17 protein-coding genes and 1 pseudogene are annotated in these 19,314 nt (G+C 37.3%); 4 read left to right on the top strand and 14 right to left on the bottom strand.

Annotated features, from left to right (window positions below):
- Positions 1–6: 6 nt before the first annotated feature.
- The 5 genes and pseudogenes from IGK54_RS02910 to udk all read right to left on the bottom strand — a co-directional run bounded on the left by IGK54_RS02910 (position 7) and on the right by udk (position 4,793).
- The gene (locus tag IGK54_RS02910; RefSeq protein ID WP_002386165.1) at positions 7–330 is read right to left on the bottom strand and encodes a PRD domain-containing protein; all 324 of its coding nucleotides are present in this window, start codon (positions 328–330) and stop codon (positions 7–9) included.
- Positions 296–2,172, bottom strand: a pseudogene (locus IGK54_RS02905) (BglG family transcription antiterminator). The gene IGK54_RS02910 and the pseudogene IGK54_RS02905 overlap by 35 nt, the downstream one beginning before the upstream one ends.
- 412 nt (positions 2,173–2,584) lie before the next feature.
- The gene (locus IGK54_RS02900; protein ID WP_430603182.1) at positions 2,585–3,550 is read right to left on the bottom strand and encodes a Gfo/Idh/MocA family protein; all 966 of its coding nucleotides are present in this window, start codon (positions 3,548–3,550) and stop codon (positions 2,585–2,587) included.
- A gap of 98 nt (positions 3,551–3,648) precedes the next feature.
- Positions 3,649–3,990 (bottom strand): type II toxin-antitoxin system PemK/MazF family toxin, encoded by a 342-nt coding sequence (locus tag IGK54_RS02895; protein WP_002355703.1) that lies wholly within the window; start codon positions 3,988–3,990, stop codon positions 3,649–3,651.
- Between the two features lie 173 nt (positions 3,991–4,163).
- Positions 4,164–4,793, bottom strand: a complete 630-nt coding sequence (gene udk, locus IGK54_RS02890) for a uridine kinase (protein WP_002355702.1) — start codon at positions 4,791–4,793, stop codon at positions 4,164–4,166.
- 174 nt (positions 4,794–4,967) lie between these two features.
- Here udk and IGK54_RS02885 point away from each other — a divergent pair, with 174 nt between their 5' ends.
- Entirely contained in the window at positions 4,968–5,423 is a 456-nt protein-coding gene (locus IGK54_RS02885; protein ID WP_002366240.1) for a GNAT family N-acetyltransferase, read from the top strand.
- 35 nt (positions 5,424–5,458) lie between these two features.
- Here the strand turns inward: IGK54_RS02885 and IGK54_RS02880 are convergent, their stop codons facing one another.
- A complete protein-coding gene (locus IGK54_RS02880; RefSeq protein WP_104859277.1) occupies positions 5,459–6,139 on the bottom strand; it encodes a YjjG family noncanonical pyrimidine nucleotidase in 681 nt (226 codons plus the stop codon).
- A complete protein-coding gene (locus tag IGK54_RS02875) occupies positions 6,136–6,918 on the bottom strand; it encodes a pseudouridine synthase (RefSeq protein ID WP_025193852.1) in 783 nt (260 codons plus the stop codon). The genes IGK54_RS02880 and IGK54_RS02875 overlap by 4 nt, the downstream gene beginning before the upstream one ends.
- A gap of 330 nt (positions 6,919–7,248) precedes the next feature.
- Here IGK54_RS02875 and IGK54_RS02870 point away from each other — a divergent pair, with 330 nt between their 5' ends.
- Positions 7,249–7,857: a 50S ribosomal protein L25/general stress protein Ctc gene (locus IGK54_RS02870; RefSeq protein ID WP_002358773.1), complete on the top strand. Its 609-nt coding sequence runs from the start codon at positions 7,249–7,251 to the stop codon at positions 7,855–7,857.
- Between the two features lie 251 nt (positions 7,858–8,108).
- Positions 8,109–8,432 carry a DUF960 domain-containing protein gene (locus tag IGK54_RS02865; protein ID WP_002355697.1) on the top strand — a complete coding sequence of 108 codons (324 nt, stop codon included), beginning with the start codon at positions 8,109–8,111 and terminating at the stop codon, positions 8,430–8,432.
- Positions 8,433–8,501: 69 nt separating this feature from the next.
- Here IGK54_RS02865 and IGK54_RS02860 read toward each other — a convergent pair whose 3' ends face one another.
- The 4 genes from IGK54_RS02860 to IGK54_RS02845 all read right to left on the bottom strand — a co-directional run bounded on the left by IGK54_RS02860 (position 8,502) and on the right by IGK54_RS02845 (position 14,157).
- Positions 8,502–11,516, bottom strand: a complete 3,015-nt coding sequence (locus tag IGK54_RS02860) for a polysaccharide lyase 8 family protein (RefSeq protein WP_430603179.1) — start codon at positions 11,514–11,516, stop codon at positions 8,502–8,504.
- Positions 11,517–11,630: 114 nt separating this feature from the next.
- On the bottom strand, positions 11,631–12,431 hold the full coding sequence (locus IGK54_RS02855) for a PTS system mannose/fructose/sorbose family transporter subunit IID (protein ID WP_002383066.1): 801 nt from the start codon (positions 12,429–12,431) through the stop codon (positions 11,631–11,633).
- Positions 12,424–13,215, bottom strand: coding sequence for a PTS mannose/fructose/sorbose/N-acetylgalactosamine transporter subunit IIC (locus IGK54_RS02850; RefSeq protein WP_002358771.1), 792 nt, complete (start codon positions 13,213–13,215; stop codon positions 12,424–12,426). Before IGK54_RS02850 ends, IGK54_RS02855 begins: the two co-directional genes overlap by 8 nt.
- Before the next feature lie 48 nt (positions 13,216–13,263).
- Positions 13,264–14,157: a PTS mannose/fructose/sorbose transporter subunit IIAB gene (locus IGK54_RS02845; protein WP_239642621.1), complete on the bottom strand. Its 894-nt coding sequence runs from the start codon at positions 14,155–14,157 to the stop codon at positions 13,264–13,266.
- Between the two features lie 260 nt (positions 14,158–14,417).
- On the opposite strand from IGK54_RS02845, the gene IGK54_RS02840 reads away from it, so the two are divergent.
- Entirely contained in the window at positions 14,418–15,125 is a 708-nt protein-coding gene (locus IGK54_RS02840; RefSeq protein ID WP_002366233.1) for a GntR family transcriptional regulator, read from the top strand.
- Positions 15,126–15,149: 24 nt separating this feature from the next.
- Here IGK54_RS02840 and IGK54_RS02835 read toward each other — a convergent pair whose 3' ends face one another.
- From IGK54_RS02835 to IGK54_RS02825, 3 genes are all read right to left on the bottom strand, one after another.
- The gene (locus IGK54_RS02835) at positions 15,150–16,928 is read right to left on the bottom strand and encodes a glycoside hydrolase family 35 protein (RefSeq protein WP_142957654.1); all 1,779 of its coding nucleotides are present in this window, start codon (positions 16,926–16,928) and stop codon (positions 15,150–15,152) included.
- 12 nt (positions 16,929–16,940) lie between these two features.
- Positions 16,941–18,104, bottom strand: coding sequence for a glycoside hydrolase family 88 protein (locus IGK54_RS02830; RefSeq protein ID WP_142957650.1), 1,164 nt, complete (start codon positions 18,102–18,104; stop codon positions 16,941–16,943).
- 382 nt (positions 18,105–18,486) lie between these two features.
- Positions 18,487–19,314 (bottom strand): hypothetical protein, encoded by an 828-nt coding sequence (locus tag IGK54_RS02825; RefSeq protein WP_010819256.1) that lies wholly within the window; start codon positions 19,312–19,314, stop codon positions 18,487–18,489.

Raw genomic sequence — 19,314 nt, 5'->3', positions numbered from 1 at the left:
CTCCTATTAATTGTTTTGTTTAGCAACTTCAAAATGAACAGCTAAAACATACCACTCATCTTCTGATAACTGACCAATTGCTTCTGTTGTTTCTTGTGCAATTTTCAACGTTTCTGGTGTTAGTTCCGTAAATAACGTCCGATCAACACCAGCTAATGTCGTTCCTTCTCTTGAACGATTCAGCATCTCATTGAGATGGTTGATCAAAATCGTCCACTGTAATTCCGTTGGTTCAATTTGTGCTTCTGCTAATCGCGCACTGGTTTGTTTGATAATCGATTGTAGCTTTTCTGGTTCAGCACTTTGTCGAATGATCTCCTGTGCTTCCATTGCTAGTTCCATCCTCTTCCTCCTTTGGTTGTTCTAAATAATTAAGTAATGCTGAAATTTCAGCATGATTGACAGGTAACTCATTTTTAGCAAATAAACATTCAATTTGCCGAATTTCTTCTTGCCTTTCGTGAGATACTTCTCTATTACAAGGAATCTCTTCGTATTGTTTATTAAACGTAATCCGATGTGTCATTAATAAAACGTGAAGTAAAAAGGCTTCTTGATATTCGCTCAGTAACTTTGTTTGAAACATTCGTTTTAACTCTTCATAAATAATATACGCTTTTACTAATAAATCTTGGCTTTGTATCCGTTCATTTTTTTCAATTACATCAGATTTCGTGGAGCGAGCGGTACCTTTTCCTTGACGTTTCCCTAATAAAATTTTATCGACCTCTTCCCGAATCAAACTTAAGTCTGTGTCCGTCAACAATGGACTAACTTTAATAAATGGGTATGTCATTTCTTCAATTGGGAAAATACTCAATACCAAATCGGGCTTTTCTGCTTGAATCACTTCAGTTGCATTTAAAACAGAAGCAAATCCTGCGAGTTCAACGTTTGGTACTTCCTCTAAAATTTTTTGTTCAATTAAACTGGTCACACCTAAGCCCGTCGAGCAAACATACACAATCCTAACAACTTAGCTTCCTGCTGTTGTCGTTCCTGAGCTGCCAAAAAATGCAACGCAATATATGCGCAGAAAGAATCGTTGACTAACAAAACAGAACGTTGAATTAATTGTTTACAGGCACTTTGAATAGCTAAAAATAACGCTGGGTGTTTTCCTTTGATTTCTTCAGAAAACGGATTGTATTCATTAATAAATAAATGTTTCTTTGTAAAACGTAAGGACAGGTGTGCAAACAAGTTCGTAAATAATTGGCGATCATTTACAAAAGGATAATTCAGCTCTTTTGAAACGCTTTCAATCACTTGCTTTGTTAATTGAACCATATCTTGCCGTTGATGGGTTCCGAATAAATCACTATAAATATAAAAATATTCATCCGCTAATAAAGGCAAGTCATACCGTTCAAACACCTCTTGTAAAAGTAAAAGTGGTACTTCGTTCCGTTGTTCAAAGCGTGTTTTTTGCGATAATACTCGGTAAGTCCCAATTGTATGTGCCATCTGCATACGTGCTGCGGCAATTGCCACTCTCAACGTAATAGATAATATTTCGGCATAATCAAATTGATTTTGATCGAGTGGATTAATTAAATTTCGCATTTTTTTCAATGCACTACGATAACAACCTTGAAACAATGTCCCTGACCCAAATTTAATTTTAGGGATTTTTTCAGCCCCTTTTGTCTTTGTCACATAGTTCATAATTTGGTAAATATCGTATTCTGTAAGTTCTTTTTGAGTGATAAATTCCATCAGTAAGCGTACATTGCTTTCTTCACCACTGATTGTAAACCCTTGGCGTGCTTGGCGAATTAAGGTTAAATCATATGCTTGCAGCAACCGTTCGACCTGTTCCAAATCACTGACAATTGTGTTTCGACTCACTAATAATTCATCTGCTAGCTGCTGTGCCGTTAAGTACCCTTTGACTGACAATAACTGAAAAATCAATACATTGACTCGTCTTTTTTGATCAGGATAGGTTTCAAATCGATCGACATCGATAATTTCATTTTTTAACAGTAAGCGTTTAGAGTCAGGTAAATCTAGCCAGATTCCCTTATTTCGTTTTGAATAAAGTGTCTCATCGTGCTGTTCAAACCAAGCACGAATATCTTCTAAATCATACTTAATTGTTCGAACGCTGACAGTAAAGTTCTCAGCTAATTCTTGCGTGGTAATACTCCCTTCCAAATCCAAAAGCATCAATAAAATATTTATCGCTCTTTTGGACAACAACACGGTCATGCCTTGTCACCTCTTTTCTTTTCCCTTTACACTTAAAACTATAGCGTTATTTTATCTGTTCCACAACACAAAAAAGTTGCACTTATAAAAGTGCAACACTTCTCTTTTCATACAAAAAAAATCCCTTAACAGTAGTAACTGTTAAGGGATACCACACTATTTATTTGCATAAATAGACAGAAACCTTCTCCACAAAAGTATTCTGTCCGACACGTTACAAATCCGGTAACTGATAGCCGTACTATCTGGTGTCGTTGTGTTTGACAATCACTAGCCGTCAAAACGGAATAGCCGAAGCTATCTGATTGAGTCAACTCGTCGCATAAAACACACTTTAACACAGAATAGTTTGGATAGCAAGTGGTGGTAATTATTCGTTATCAAACCATTCTTGATAAAAACCTTCAACAATTTTAACGGTTGCTATCGTTAATTCCTTCGTCATTACGGGGCTAGTTAACTTTTTGTCTTGTAAACATTGATTCACATGATTGATTTCATAGGTAAATTCACTAGTGAATTGTTCAGACCATTTGACAGTGTTGCCTTGAGCATCTGTATAATAAGCACAATCTGTTTTCCAGAAATTAGGAATAACGATTTGCCCTTTTGTACCACAAATGGTCATTTCACTAGGTATCTTTAAACCAACATTAATAAAAATATTGCCCAGCGTCCCTTCAGCAAATTTCAAAGCTAAATTACATTGACTATCCGTCGCCCCTTGCTGATACGTTGCGGTTCCCGTAACAGTTTGAATCTCTTTCCCTAATACGTATTGTAAGTATTGTAATGGATAACTTCCTGAGCCATGAAGCGCTCCACCACCCGCTTCTCTCGAGTAAAACCAGGGAATATGATCCACATTGGGATAGGCAGTAACTGACTGAACCCATAAAATCTCTCCCAATCTTCCTTCTTGAATCGTCGCCTTTACTTTTTGGGTAATTGGTAAAAAGACAGACTTCTGAGCTTCCATTAGAAAAACCCCTTGCTCCTGTGCGATTGCAAAGAGTTCTTCTGCTTCAGCAGCATTTAATGTAAATGGTTTTTCCAGTAGGACGGGTTTTCCTTGTGATAACGCAAGCTTAGCTGCTGAGTAATGTCCTTGATTGTAGGTGGGAATATAAATAATATCAATTGTTTCATCCTTACATAACTCTCCATAACTGCCATAAGCCACCGGAATCGCTAATTCTTTAGCCATTTTTTGAGCATTCTCTAAACGCCTTGATGCAATCCCGCGCACTTCAGCTTGCGCACTTTCTCGAAGCCCTGCTACAAATCTTGGGACAATTTGGGCAGTACTCATAATTCCATAACGAATTTTATCCATGTGATCGCCTCCTCTTTCACTATACGAGAAAAACGAATATTTGGAAACTATTTCAAAAAAAGAAACCGTTTCCCCAAAACGATTTCTTTATATGTAAATTAACGGATACCAACGCTAACTTTTAAAGCTTGATTGACCTGCTCCATCTCTTCACGAGAAAGTTGACAAACCTTGTGTAGCATTCGTTCTTTATCCAATGTTCGAATTTGTTCTAACAAAATAAGTGATGGCGTCCTGCACTCGTTATGGGGAATTTCGATGAGGACTTGCGTTGGTTGCAGCCGCTTGCTTACGTTACGGGTAATCGGTGCAACAATCAACGTTGGACTAAATAAGTTACCTTTGTTATTTTGAATAATCAGGACAGGTCGAATCCCACCTTGTTCAGAACCAACAACTGGTGAGAGATTCGCATAAAAAACCTCACCTCTTTTTATCATTCAGATTCCCTTCCCTCCTTTTCCTTTAAAAAATTATAGCATATTGTTTCTTGCAATATTTTCAACTTTTTAGCTATCCCTTAAAATATTTGATAAAACCACCCTTTAAAAGTCAAAAAAAAAAAAGCTTAAACAGTCGACTCTGATATAGAGACGGCTATTTAAGCTGACTATTACATTTTTGTTAAAATACTATCCACTTTTGTATTAATTAAATCAATAGCTACGTGGTTTTCGCCACCTTCTGGCACAATGATATCTGCATAACGTTTTGTAGGTTCAATAAATTGGTGATACATGGGCTTGACGACTGTCAAATATTGTTCAATCACAGAATCCAAAGTACGGCCACGTTCTTCCATATCACGCTTGATTCGACGAATAATACGGATGTCATCATCTGTATCCACATACACTTTAATATCCATTAAATCCCTTAAGCGGCGATCTTCTAAAATTAAAATCCCTTCAAGAATAATTACTTCTTTCGGTTCTTGTATCACCGTTTCTGTACTTCTTGTATGCGCAACGTAGTCATAAACTGGCTTTTCAATGGCTTGATAGTTTAACAGTTGTTCAACATGTTGAATCAATAAATCTGTATCAAACGCAAAAGGATGATCATAATTGGTATTTAAACGTTCTTCAAAACTCAAATGGCTCTGATCTTTATAATAAGAATCCTGTTCTAACATCATAATTGAATGATCGGGAAAATTATTAAAAATCGCACGGCTAACACTGGTTTTTCCGCTTCCTGATCCGCCAGTAACACCAATGATAATTGGCTGACTATCTTTCATGTATAAACCTCTTTCTTTTCAAAAACTTCATTGTCTTTTACTATTATAATGAAAACTCTGAAGAATGCCAGACCTTTTCCAAGACTTTTCATGTGATTTTTATCTTCTTATGAAAAATCTGCCCACACTTCTTTCAATTACAGTATACTTATCAATAAAAGGAGAATCCTACCTATGATTAAAAAAGTCAAAAAAGAAGCACTTACAACGGCGCATTACGCTCTTCTTTATGAGGCAGATCCATCAAAAAAAATGGTGGCAGATTACATTACCCGCGGTATTTGCTTTGACTATCAGACTGAAGAACTTCAAGGAATTTTAGTCCTGTTGCCGACTCACCCACGGACATTGGAAATCGTAAACATCGCTGTCTCAGAAGAAAGCCGCGGGCGGGGCATCGGGCAAGAATTATTACATTTTGCCATTGATTTTGCCAAAAAAGAAAAGTATGATTACTTGGAGATTGGGACTGGGAGCACAGGCTTTCAACAGCTATATCTCTACCAAAAAGTCGGTTTTCGAATGACACATATTGAACCAGATTTTTTTATCCATCATTATGATGAGCCCATTATAGAAAACGGCTTGCCTTTAAAGGATATGGTTCGCTTACGGTTACATTTAAGTTAAAAAAACAACATTTCCTGTACAGGAAATGTTGTTTTTTAATGCCCAAGAATTGATAACAACTCATCTAGCTGTTGAATCGTATAATTGGGTTGAATGGTTGGTGTTGCTGGAGCGGAGGTCGGATTGAGCCAAACAGTTTGAATTTTCGCTTGTTGGCCTCCTTGAATATCTGAATACAAAGAATCGCCAATAATCATTGTTTTTTCTCGACTAAAATTAGGGATCCGTTCAAAAACAAAATCAAAATACTCTTTCATCGGTTTTTGATAACCCACTTCTTCTGAAACAAAAATATCTTTAAAATAAGGCATTAATTTCGAATCTTCCAATCGACGATACTGTGTTTTTGCCACTCCGTTTGTCACAATATATAAATCATAATGGGGTGCTAATTTTTCCAAGATACGTTGACTATTGCCAAGCAAGTCATGTCCTTGACTTAAATATTCTCGGTAGTTTTCTCCCATTTTAACGCTATCAACTTCTCGATTAAACGCGTCAAACAATAAACCAAACCGTGTATCAAGGAGAACATCTTTTGTTATTTTTCCTTCTTCAAATGAACGCCATAATCCTTGATTAATTCGGTGGTACGTTGACTCGACTTCAGATGTAAATGGTACATTTTCTTCTTCAAATAAGGCATGGAGCGCCTTCTTTTCAGCCAATTTAAAATCTAACAATGTATCATCAACATCAAAAAGCAATGTTTTCATTTCCGTTCCTCTTCTCTTTTCAAATTACTCGGTAACGCTTTGCTTGTTTGTTGTTTTTCAATAAAAAAATAAGGCAATAGCAATTGTAACTCTTCTCTTGTTAATGAACGATAAGCACCTAAAGGTAATTGCGGATCTAGCCTCAACGGCCCTATAGTTTGGCGTTTTAAAGCAGTCACTTTTTTCCCCACGGATAAAAACATTTTTTTCACTTGGTGAAATTTTCCTTCTTGAATAGTCAGGAAAACATGACTCTCCGTTTCAGTCGCTGCAAGAACAGTTATTTTTGCTGGCTTACATTGAATGCCTCCTTGCAAAACAATCCCATCTTTAAATTTAGCACAATCTTCTGCAGAGACCAAACCATTGACTTTCACTTCATAACATTTCGCTACTTCTTTATTTGGCCGAATTAATTGATACCCTAATTGTCCATTATCTGTTAATAGAAGTAACCCTTCCGTATCGCCATCGAGTCTGCCCACTGGATAAAGACCAGGGCGTCTGTCTTGCGGCGCAATCAAATCAATGACTGTTTTTTTAGATGCATCTGAGACAGCGCTAACCACACCTTTTGGCTTATTCAACATATAGTACACATGTGTCTTATGCGAAATTAATTGTCCTTTTACTTTAATCATTTGTAATTGCGCATCGACGTTTTGGCTTTCATTTAAAGTCACGATGCCATCCACAGTGACCTGCTTGCCTTTGATTAATCGTTTCACCGTTTTGCGTGATCCAAACTGAAGTTCTTCTAGTAATTTATCTAATCGCATTGTTCCGCTCCATTCTGGTATTAGTATAGTGGAATCCGTTAAAGATGAAAAGTGGAAAAAGGTAATTCCTTGACGTATAAAAATATAAGTGTTACGGTTAATAAGTAAAGTAAATAAAGGTTTCTCAAAAACAGCGTAATGACCTGGGAGAGAACAACGATAACAATGAACCATTCCCATGAGTGTTGCCTGGCAATATTTGTGGGGATTTTTTGATTATTGTTAGCATTTTTCTAGACAAGAACAACTGAAAAAAGAGTTTCTTTTTTCCATTATGTTTTGTTTCTGAGTTTAACCAAATCACTCATTATTTCAAGGAGGAATTAGGTTATGTCAGTACAATTAGAAGTTAAAGAAAGAGCTATCCGTCCACGTTCACTAAGAAATCAGCTACGTCACGAAGGAAAAGTACCTGCCATTGTTTACGGTTACCAAATTGAAAGTACACCAATCTATTTTGAAGAAAAAGACTTATCAAAAATTTTACGCGAACATGGTGCTAACACCGTTATTAAAATGACAGTTGATGGCAAAAACATCAACACATTAATGTCTAAAGCACAATTAGATACCTTTACTGGTCAAATGCTTCATGTTGAATTCTTATCTGTAAATATGAAAGAAACAACAGAAGTCGAAGCAGAAGTTCAATTAATTGGTGAATCTGCAGGTGTGAAAGCTGGGGGTACCTTAGCACAAAACTTGTACACTGTTTTAGTGGCAGCCACACCAGATAAATTGCCAGAATCAATTGAAGTAGATATTACAAACTTAGAAATTGGTGATGCTCTTACAATCGCTGATTTACCTGAACACAAAGACTATGAAATTTTAACTGATCCAGAAGAACAACTAGTTGCTATTGTTGAAGCACAAACTGCTCCTGAAGAAGAAGAAGGAACAGCTGCTGAAACGACTGAACCAGAATTAGCCGAATAAAGAGTACACTTTTGTTCAGCTGATTCTCTTAAGTTTTAGAAATGGGATGTACGTTGAAACAACGTACGTCCCATTTTCTTTTTACTGCATGTCTTGATTTCTTCACATAAATGATGACACCTGCAAAGCTAGGAAGCTACAGAGGAATATTAAATTTTTGCTAATCTACGCAATATTTTCAAACGAAACAATTTCTTTTTTTAAAATTTGCAGTATACTAAAAGTAAGTAAACAAAAAGGAGGTCATCCATATGTTTGAACGTTTTGATAGTGACCGTAGCCGCTATGCTTCATTAGGTGTTGTTTCTAGCTTACCTAGTGGCTTAATTGATAGTATTTGGTTGATTATTGACTTAAATCTAAAAGGGGTTATCCCTTTAAACGACTTACTTCACTTTGATTTGTTGAACAATAATGGCAAAGTGACTGTCCATTTTTCTCAGGAAAATAGTTCAGTAGAAATGGCCATCGACTTACCATTTAGTTATTCTACGGCATATCCGTCGCGAATTTTTGCTTTTGATGATGGCCATCGTGAAACGATTTTATTACCTGCAGAAATGTTAGAATCTTAAATAATTTCAACAAAGTAGCCTCAAATTCCGATTAAAACTGGAATTTGAGGCTACTTTAATTTCTTTTAGTTATTCTACAATAATTTGTTTACTACTTCCTGCAGCATTTTCAAAATTAATAGTAAAGGTTTCTGTTGCATCATCATAAGTGATTCCGTCACTTTGACTAATTACTGTGCTGTAATCTTTTGGTATTTTTAAAGTCAGTGTCTTAGTTGTTTGTGTGGGATCAGAGAAAGTATACGTTTTTTGGTGTTGTTGTGTCTTTCTCATTAAAGAAATAGCTTTATTTGAGGTAATCCCTGCTATTGTACCGCCAGTTTCTGACCAAATGTTAACCCCAAGATAGCCTTCTTCTTCTTGCTTAACTGCTTGAATTTCTTCTGTATTTGAGAGAACTTCTACTGTTTTTTTGGCAGCATATGTTTTTAAATCAGTTTCATCGATTCCTGGTAAAACTACATAAGCATAATGCTCGTTCGTTGGGTGTTGACCATGTTGAATCGTAAATGTTCGATAATCACCTACATATTCTTTATCACTTGCAAATGCTTCATTAATTGCTTTATAGGTTCCTTTTCTAGTTTCACTTTTAACATTTACCGTTGTTTCTTCTGGAAAATAATAACCCATATTAGCATTGGAATGATCCGACTTTAGTAATAACCATTGTTTTTTACTCGTTTCATTTTTCTCATGAATCTCCCCAATATTTGATAGCACTTGATACTGATACGCATCATTTAACAAACGATTATCAACAACTGTCTCAATCGAAGCTTCTGTATCCCCTTTAATTCCTGCGCCTAATGCGATAATTTGCCCATTTAATACAAACCAAGATTTTTTAGCTTGTAGGTTCATAGGTAAAAGTTTCCCATTATTTTTGGTCCCGTCTTTATTAAGAGCCATCCCTACTACTGCCTGATTTTCTGACGTTACTCCACCAACCCATTGCTCTTTCGATGTGATTGTTGTAAATGCTGAAACTTCATCTGCCAAAGATATGGTATCTACAGTTGTTCCTGGTAGTCGATAGGGATCTACAGTTGGCCAATAGCTGGAATTAAATTGAACCTCGTCATCATTATATACGTACATCATTCCGTCACCAGTGTGCCAGCCACGTTTATTTTCTTTATTCCCTGCTTCAAAAGATGCAGTGCGCTTTGAATACAAGCCTAGCCCAAACATATAACTAGGTGTTCGTTGGACAAATCGATCCATCGAAGCATAAAGTTTCGTGCCTGTAAAAGGAAGTTGCCCTCCCGTAATTTCTGGATTAGTTAAAAGTTGCATAGTCATCTGTAAATCATTAAAATCACGAGCATTTGTCAAATAATAATCTGGGTTCTCCTTCATCCAATATTTAACGGCTTCTTGAAATTTCTTTTGATAATTATTAGGGGCAAATTTAGCCACAATTAATAAATTATACATGGTAGTTGAGCCATAGCCTGTTTTTCCAACTGCTGGGGCTCTTGAGATGGAACGGCCATTCACAGTTGGTAGCATTTCACCTTTATAAATCAAAGGAAGAAAGGCACGATCAACATTTTCAACAAATTCTGTCACAAGAGTTGCATCCATTTGAAAAGATGAATCTGCTGTAATGGCCAAAATTTGTCCAACCCCTTTCACCAAAACATTGCCATACGAACCTGTATAAGGAATGTTATTGTGCTGGATAAAAGAACCATCTTGGTAAAAACCATCACCTTTTGTGACTAATTTAAATACATCGACGATACTACTGGATGCTTGGTTAATTTTCCCGCTATCCTTTTGTAAAATTCCTAACCCCAAAACAGTTAAAGCTAAGTCCGTTCGGTTCGCTCCTGATGTCACAAAATTTGGGATAAAAGCTAAATCCACAAACGTTCCTTGTGGTTTTGTATACAACTGTTTAAACGGATCTGGGACATAACTGCTCAGCGCATTTGTATAGATTTGTTGCTTTTCCGGAGAAACTTTATCCTCTAAAATCATTAGAATATTAAGAAACTTCTGTGGCACACCAATTTGCCAGTCCCACCAATTTCCGTGGTACTTTTTCCCATCATACCCTTTTTGCGTTACCATAAAATCTAAGCCATCAATAATGGTTGCTGCCAATTTGTCATCTTGGTAAAGCGTACTCCCCTTCGTTCCATAGGCTAACGCTAATTTTTGCAATTTGGTAAATTGAGTCGTTAAATCAGCCGATGGCGTATTGCCAGGCTCTAGTGGCCATAAATAGCTGCGGTTCGGCTCTTTATTCATCGTTTGATCGAGTTCTGTTGCTTCATTGGAGATTTTTTGGACGTAGTCTACAAGCGCTTGGTTAGTTGAATCATATTCTTTTGAAACAAGCTGATTTCGCCATTTTTCTTTTAATTCTCGGTATTCTGCAGATGAATCGATAACAGGAATGCTACCAACGGGGCCACTTTTCATAGAAATGATATTCAGCTTTGATAGATTACCAAATAGTCTAATTCCTACAGCACCCATCCAGTCATCATTAATGGACGTACCATCAGGATAATGAACCTCTTCATTTTCATAAAATAATTGATCATTCAGGAATGTCTGAATTTTTTTCCCATCATAGCGAACCAGCAGTTTATATTGTTGGCCACTTAGTAATGTTGGTCCCGGAATATTAGTTAGCCATTTACCGCCTGGTTGTCCTAACTGCCAGCGGCCGTCACGATTATAAGCAAAAGATTGCCATTGACTCGTCTTTTGTTTATCTCCGCGAAAAACCAATCCGAAGTTACTTTGCCCTTCATATAAAAAGGTTAGTTCAAGATCTCCTGAAGATTGTTCGCGTGCATCAAGATTGATAGAGACAGATTCGAGGTTTGTCCCTTGCTTCGTGTTTGCGATCCATAAACCAGCAGAATCATTCTTTTTTTCTGCTGTTCCCACCAAATCTTGCCAATGCCCAACTTGATTGGGGAAATCTGAAATGTAAGAGGGTTGCTCAATCGTTTGGCTCGCTTCGTTTTCTTCTGCAAAGGTAAGGGTGGTTCCCATAAATCCACTCGTCAAAGCAGTAAACAGTCCGATCAGCATTACCCATATTTTCCTGTTTTTCATTCTTTCTCCTCCTAAAAAATTATCGTAAAACGCTTACATACAAATCAGAGAAAAAGAGTGAAGAAAAATACTTTCTACACTCTCCGACTCTCTGAAAATCACTTAATATACTTTTTACGCCAAAATACCAAAGGCACTCAAAACAATCGATAAAATTAAAATAATCCAAATCACTCGTGTGGAATTTAGTTTCTTTTGACCTAACATCCAATAAGTCAAAAGAACAAGTAAGATTGGAACTAAGGAAGGCAAAATCGCATCTAACGTATCTTGAATAACTAATTCGACCCCGTTCTTTTTATAAACAAAAGGAACTGTCGCCTTGATAACTGAAGGAATTAAGGCACCAATCACAGTCACACCAAGAACAGTTGCTGCATTCGTAAAGGCAGATAACTTGTCTTTTAAGGTCGTCACTAGTTTGACCCCTTGCTTATAACCAAGTGGTAAGAGCGCGGCCCGACCAAACAATAGTGCAATATTTGCAATAATCCAAATAACACAGCCAACCACCGAACCATTTTGAGCCAGTGTCCCTGCAACAGAGCCAAAAATCGTCCCCCAAATAACATGGAATAAAGAGTCACCCACGCCTGCCAAAGAACCCATCAGAGCTGTTTTTAGCGCAATAATTGTTTCTTTCGCTTTATAGCCATCTTGCTCTTCAATCGCAACATCAATCCCCATAATTAAATTCCCAAAAATAGCATTGGTGTTAAAAAATTGATTGTGTGTGCGCATCATATCTTGAAATTGTGCTTCATCATGACCATAGAATTTTTTTAAAACAGGTAAGATGCCGTATAAATATCCTGAACTCATCATACGTTCATAGTTCCAGTTTAATTGGCTTCCTAAAATATAACGCCAGCTAATTGCATTTAATTCTTTTTTTGTCAGTTTATGCTTACTCATCGCCGTCATATCCTCCTTCAAAATCACCATTTCCTGTTGTTGCTTGTGTCGTGCTTTTTGCCCCATCACGTTTAAATACAAGCATCGCTGCTACCATCCCAACTATCGAAACACCTAACATTGGAACTTTTAAATAAGCCGCTAAGAAAAAGCCTAATAGTAAATAGGGGATATATTGCTTCGTTGGCAAGTAACGTAATAAAATTCCTACACCGACAACAGGTAATACCCCTCCAGCTGTTTTTAAGCCCGTCATTAGCCATTCTGGCATGTTATCGGTAATCGTTGTTACTACAGCATCCCCCGCTAATAACATTAATAAAATCGGAATGGCACGAGACAGTCCCCATAGAACAGAACCAGATAAAACTAAGCGCGGAATCCGTTTTACTTGCATCTTATCAATCGCTTTATCGACACTATGAAGTAAAAAGACATTACAAAAACGGGCCACTACATCTAGTTGCAACATCAACAGAGAAACAGGAACAGCTAAACCAATGCCATACTCCGCTCCTTTTCCAGAGATTACAGCGAAAGCGGTTCCTAAAACAGCCCCTGTGAAATAATCAGGTACCGATGCTCCACCAAAAGCAGCAATTCCTAAACGCATTAATTGAAGAGTGCCGCCAACCATTAAACCAGTTTTTAAATCTCCCATAATCATTCCAGAAATCATTCCAGCAATAGCTGGTTGCGTCAACGTATTTGAAATAAGTGAGTCATTAATAGCAATAAACGCATAAATAGTAATTAAAATAATTTGATACGCTGCTAAATGCATTGAAATTTCCTCCTAAATTTAAAAATATTCTTTCTTAGTCTGACAGTTTTAGCCGCGTAATTTTTTCATAAAATCAACGACTGGATCGTTTGGAACTAATTGGGCTGTCACCGTGACGCCTTTTGAAGCGATTGTTTCAAAAATTTGTTCTTCTTCTGGTAAAACTTGAATACTTTTTGTCACTTCGCGTGCTCCTTCTTTGTAACTCATATTCCCAACATTTACAGTTTTGATAGGTCCTTGCGCTTCGATAAAGCGGAGTACATCTTTCGGATTTTTAAATAATAAAAATAAACGCTGTTTACCATATTTTCCTGATTGAATATTTTTAGCGGCAGCCTCTACTCCAAGAACAGATAAACGCATCGAAGAAGGCGCTGCCATTCTCAAAGATGATTTTTGTAAAGGATCTGTAGCAGCCTCATCATTGGCTACAATTATTCGCTGTGTACTAAGACTTGTCGACCAAATTCCCGCTACTTGTCCATGAATTAACCGTTCATCAATCCGTGTGTTTACAATATTTTCTTTTCCAGCATATTGACTATAGTTACTTAATTCTTTTTCTTTTCTGGCTTCTGAAATCTCTTGTTCTGCTTGATTCATTCCAGCCTTTACATCAACAATATTTTCTTGTGCTAAACAAACTAATTCTTTAATCGAAGCCTGTTGATTAACCACTGCTTCAATCACAACAGATAGCGTCATCCCTGCAATAATTTCCACTCCGTCAACGTTCAAATAATTCTTAGTTGCCACGTTACATGGCGTTCCTCCTAGTAAATCAGCAATAATCAGTGTCGTACCGTTAAGGGCTTTCATTTTTTCATTTAGCTCTTTCTCAAATTGAAGATTATCGCTATCTGGTCGTAATGAGACTGTATGCACGTGTTCTTGCCGACCAACGATCATTTCTAAACTAACTTTGACGCCTTCAGCCATGCTACCATGACTAATTAGTACAATGTTTTCCACGAATTTCCCTCCCTAGATGTAGGCGACCCTACTTAACATGTTATGTTCTCTACGAACTTACTATAACACATACTAAGTTATCCGTAAACCTAATATCTTAATATATTGAATTTATTTTTTTGAATTCTTTAAATAAAAATTGTCTTTCCTCTTTTTCAAAGTGTTTGCTAAAGGCTAGTTAACATGTTATGCTTAATTCATTCGATTACTAGAATGGAGGCAATCGCATGTTACCTAAATATGAACAAATTAAACAAGACCTTTTACGTGAAATAAAAAATCATACCTTTATTCCTGGTGATAAATTTTATTCTGAAGCCGATATTAAACGAAAATATGCTGTTAGTTCTATCACAGCTGTCAAAGCACTGAATGAGTTGACCAGTGCAGGTTACTTGTATCGTATCCAAGGAAAAGGGACCTTTGTTTCGAAATCAAAAGTTTCTCAAAATGTAAAATTTTCTGATATCGAGTTGCATTCTTTAGACTCTGAAAAAGTTAAAGTCCTTTCAATTGAAGAAGAAAATCAAGCCGAAATTTTAAAGGAATTAGGCTTACCAGCTAACGCTTCTTATTATAGAATCAAGCGTGTACGCTATTCTGAAGATACACCCTTTCTCGTACATATCACACATCTTCCCAAAAAGCTTGTTAAAGAGCCGCTCTCAAAGGACCTCACAGCTTATGCAAGTGTGTATGAACGAGTCCGTAAAGATTTTTCAGTAGACCTCTTCTCGTTGGCTTCTGTAGAAACAAATGAAATTGTCTTTCCCGAAGATGCTGAGTTATTGAATTTACTTCAATTAAGTTTTCGTGAACCCGCTGTTAAACAAGTTAAACATTCCTATCTCGCAGATGGTAGTGTTGCTGAATATATTATTAGTTATAAACATTGGAAATATTTCAAAACCAAAATAGAAGTAGAAGCCGAATAAATTTCAGCTTCTACTTCTATTTTTTTAGTCTATGATTACTTGATTCGTAAATTTCAAGTACTCAATGTCAATTCCCTCTGTTTCAAAAATTACTACTTCATTTTGTCCTTGCTGTAAAAATTCTTTGGGACAATACAGCGAATGAATGGGTCCTATTTCCCAATAACGACCTAGATGATGGCCATTGACCACAACGAATCCTTTGCCGTAGCCTCGACAGTCAATATACGTGTCTGCTAGCTGTTCTAATTCAAATGTTACTTGATAAAACGAAGGCTGCAATGGATTTTTTCCAGCTGTGTAATCAATCTTGGCTAATTGCTCTTGTGAAAAAGTTAAGGGATAGTGTTGATAGCCTTGATGAAAATGAATGTCTTGCATCACTCCACCTCGAATTCCTTTACTTTGTGTCGGATTATTTAATTTAAAGCCATAATTAACGCGACCTAAATTTTCCACTAAGATATCTAACGCAAGTGTGTCTTTTTCAGTTTGCCCTGAAATCAGTAGCTCTTCTCCCACTGTCTCTTGATATTGGGTAGCAGCTAAATCTCCATCTACATAAATGTGTAAACGATCACTGGCCTCGACCACTTTTAGTTTATTTTCATGATGATAATTTTTTAAATCAAACGAATAAAGTAAGTAGCCATAGCCTGAGCCAGCTTCTTCCATACTTAATGGATACGCGGTGGTCTTCGGTGTCATCATTTGATCTTTTACTGCGAATAAAGATACGCTAGCAGTTACTGGAAAGCTTCCAAAATTTCCCAGTTTTTTCGTGCGTGGTTGTGCTTGCCAAACTTCTGGACATACTTCTTTAATTGCTTTTTGAACGGCATAATATTTTTCTGTTGGTTCTCCTGCTTCTGTTAATAAAGCATCATAATCATAGCTAGTGACTTGAGGTAAATCTTTTGCACCTCGCGCCGAACACCCGTTATAAAAGCCGAAATTTGTTCCTCCATGAAACATATAGAGATTTAAAGAACCCACTGCCAGCATATCTTTTACTTCTTTCGCCAAGTCGGTACCTTCCCGCTGAATCACTGGTTCGCCCCAACGATTGAACCACCCATCCCAGTATTCCATGCACATCAACGGCCATTTTTTACCATGACGAGTCATAAATTTTTTCAAAACGGCAGCATTTTCTTTCGAATGACTACCAAAATTTCCTGTCACAAAAACATCCTCTTCAATTAACGTCCCCGCATCCAAAACCTCTTCCCAAGCGCCATCAGATGTAAAAAGAGGAACCTCAATCCCCAGTTCTTCCATTATCTGCTTGGTTTGTCGCAAGTACGCTTTCTCCATGCCATAGGACCCATATTCATTTTCAACCTGCATCATGATCACTGGTCCACCTTGTGTTATCTGCAGCGGTGCTAGTTTAGGCAATAATACTTGAAAATAGTTACGAACTTTAGTCATAAAAATAGGATCTGTCGAACGTAATCGCACACCTTTTTCTTTCAAAAGCCATGCTGGTAAGCCACCAAACTCCCATTCTGCACAAATATAAGCCGAAGGACGCAGAATAACTAGTAAATTCAGTTTTTCTGCCAAGCGGACAAATGCTTCAATGTTTTTCATTCCTTCAAAATCGTATACGCCTTCTTCTGGTTCATGAATATTCCAAGGAATGTAGGTTTCTACTGTATTAGCTCCTAAAGCTTTCAGATTATAGAGGCTATCTTCCCATTGTCTAGGTGTCATTCGAAAGTAATGAATCGCCCCGCTAATAATTTTTATTGGTTGTCCATTTAATAAAAAGTCTTCTTTAATCTCAAACGTTTGCATCATTTTTCCCCTTTACCAGTATCTTTGCCATGATGGTTTTGCTAAACGCATTAAGGCTTCCATGTAAAAATAATCGCCCCATAAGTTGGGTTCATCAATCCCTTTTCCTTCTGCATGTGCGTAAACACCATGGAGTAGCAGTCCTTCATTTTCGGAATCATTTTTCGTACGATAATATTCTCCTAATTGATAAATCATTCCTTTGGCAAGCTCTTTTGCTTGAGGAAAAGCCTGTAGTTTGTCTGCTTCCAATAAACCACATGCCGCAATTGCCAGTGCCGAGCTATCTTTGTCAGATGGCATTTGGTCATTAAAATCAAAATCCCAATAGGGAATTAAATCTGCTGGCAAATGAGCTAGAAAAACCTCCACTATTTGTGGATAAATTTCTGGAAATGGTTGGGAATGGAGAAATGTTTCGTTTAGGGGAATCCCTAAAATTGCCCAACTTTGGCCTCGTGCCCAAATGGAAGTATCACTATGTCCTTGATGCGTAGCTCCATGTTTTGGTTTGCCTGTTTCTGGATCAAAATAATAGGTATGATAAGTTGTCGCATCGGATTTAATCACCGTTTTCATTAACGTATGATAGTGACGTGAGGCAATTTCCTCATAAACCCTATTTCCAGATAATTTAGTTGCTTCAAATAAAAGCGGCAAATTCATTAATGAGTCGATAATTAATCGATATTCTTTGGGATCACCATAGTGGCCCCACGCTTGAATGAAGGAGCCATTATGGTGGAATCGTGCTGACAATACTTCAGCGGCAGCTATCACTTCTTGTTTACAGCGCTCATCACCGGTAATTTTATACCCAGCACCCGCCGATAGACTATATAAAAAACCAATGTCATGGTGGTCCAAAATAAAATGCTCCTCTAATCGTTGTTGAAAGCTGTCAATATTTTCCATTGCCAGTAAACGAAATTTTTCTTGGTGAGACCACTCATATGCCAGCCAAAGCATGCCTGTCCAAAAGCCATTGGTCCAATCATCGTTAGCTTTGAGACGATATCGACCATTCGTAGCACAAGCTGAAGGAAACTGTGTTCCGAAACGCTGCATATTTTTAGCAATTTTTGAAACGCATTCATTTAATTGCGTTTGAATCCATTCATCTGTGACATTTTCTCCTAGAGAGATCAGTCTTTGTTTATTTTCTTGACTACACATCTCCACCACTCCTTAACTTGTTAACATATTAACTTATTGTATTATAACGTAAAAGAAAATAAAAAGCGACCTTTCTTGATTATTTCTCTTAAAAACAAGAGCGTGGGACAAAAATCACTTTGGATTTTTGCTCCACGCTCAAAAACTGATAAACGGCGGGAACAGAACCAACACTACGCGTTGCTCCGATCTCAACAACTTCTAAGAGCTAAAGCTCTAAGAGTTGAAGGTCCTTCGGAAATAAGCCGAAATTGTTGAGAATCACGAAGAACGTAGTGATTCGATGATGAACAATACCTACTTGGTCTCCAAAAATCAAAGATCAATTTTCGGAAATTTCTTCTTATTTCTCGGAGCTAAACGGTTCTGTCCCGACCTCTTGTTATTTATTCCGACCGAATACTTCAATTTGGGTCAACGCTGGAAATGGAGAAGAGTCCAGCGCTTTTCGTAAGCATTTTAATGTCAAAGTTTGTGTTGTTTTCATTGGGAACTTTATTTCTTGAAAACAGGCGGTATTCGTTGTGGCAACTACTCGTTCCTCTCCATCTGAAAAGGCTAAAGTGACTTCCTCCCAATAGCTATCATGTGGGTAATCCGCCCGAAATAACAAGCGGATCCAGTCCGTTTCTACAGGCCTGCCAAAGTCAATCGTTAACTGTGCCTCCTTTTGTTGGTTAATTCCCCAAGAAGCAAATGGATACGAGCCATGAGAAAGGTTACCAAACTTAGAATCAATCGCATTTTTCGCAAAGAAAACAGCATCGTCTCTCGTTTCAACGTTTGCATACGCATGAGGATAGGCTCCTGAATATTCTTTTTGGTCATGTGTATTCATAGAAAGATTTTGATAATTGTCTTTTTCAAACGTGTGCGCTTGTCGAACCATTATTTGGTGCCTTGCTGAATGAAAGGCCGTATCAACAAAAGCTTTTCGAGCAGATTCTTCTAATGGAATTTGATATTCCCAAACTTTTTCTTTTAGATAAATCAATGAAGGAGCCAAAGTTTCATCTAATTGAACCATCAAATAAGGGGTAGCCCCTGTATAAGTCACTACAATTTTATCGCCAACTTGATAAAGGTACTGTTTAATTGCTAATACCGCTAACGTGTCTCCCTCCGCCACGAATGGCGCTTCTGGCTTCTCGTGATCGATTCGGCCAGTAATAATCTGATTGTCTTTATTTTTCAATTCGATTTTTATCAT

The sequence above is a fragment of the Enterococcus sp. DIV2384 genome (assembly GCF_050534975.1).
Taxonomy (GTDB): Bacteria; Bacillota; Bacilli; order Lactobacillales; family Enterococcaceae; genus Enterococcus; species Enterococcus faecalis.
Note: the sequence above shows the minus strand (reverse complement) of the source record. Positions and strands in the feature narration are given on the sequence as shown.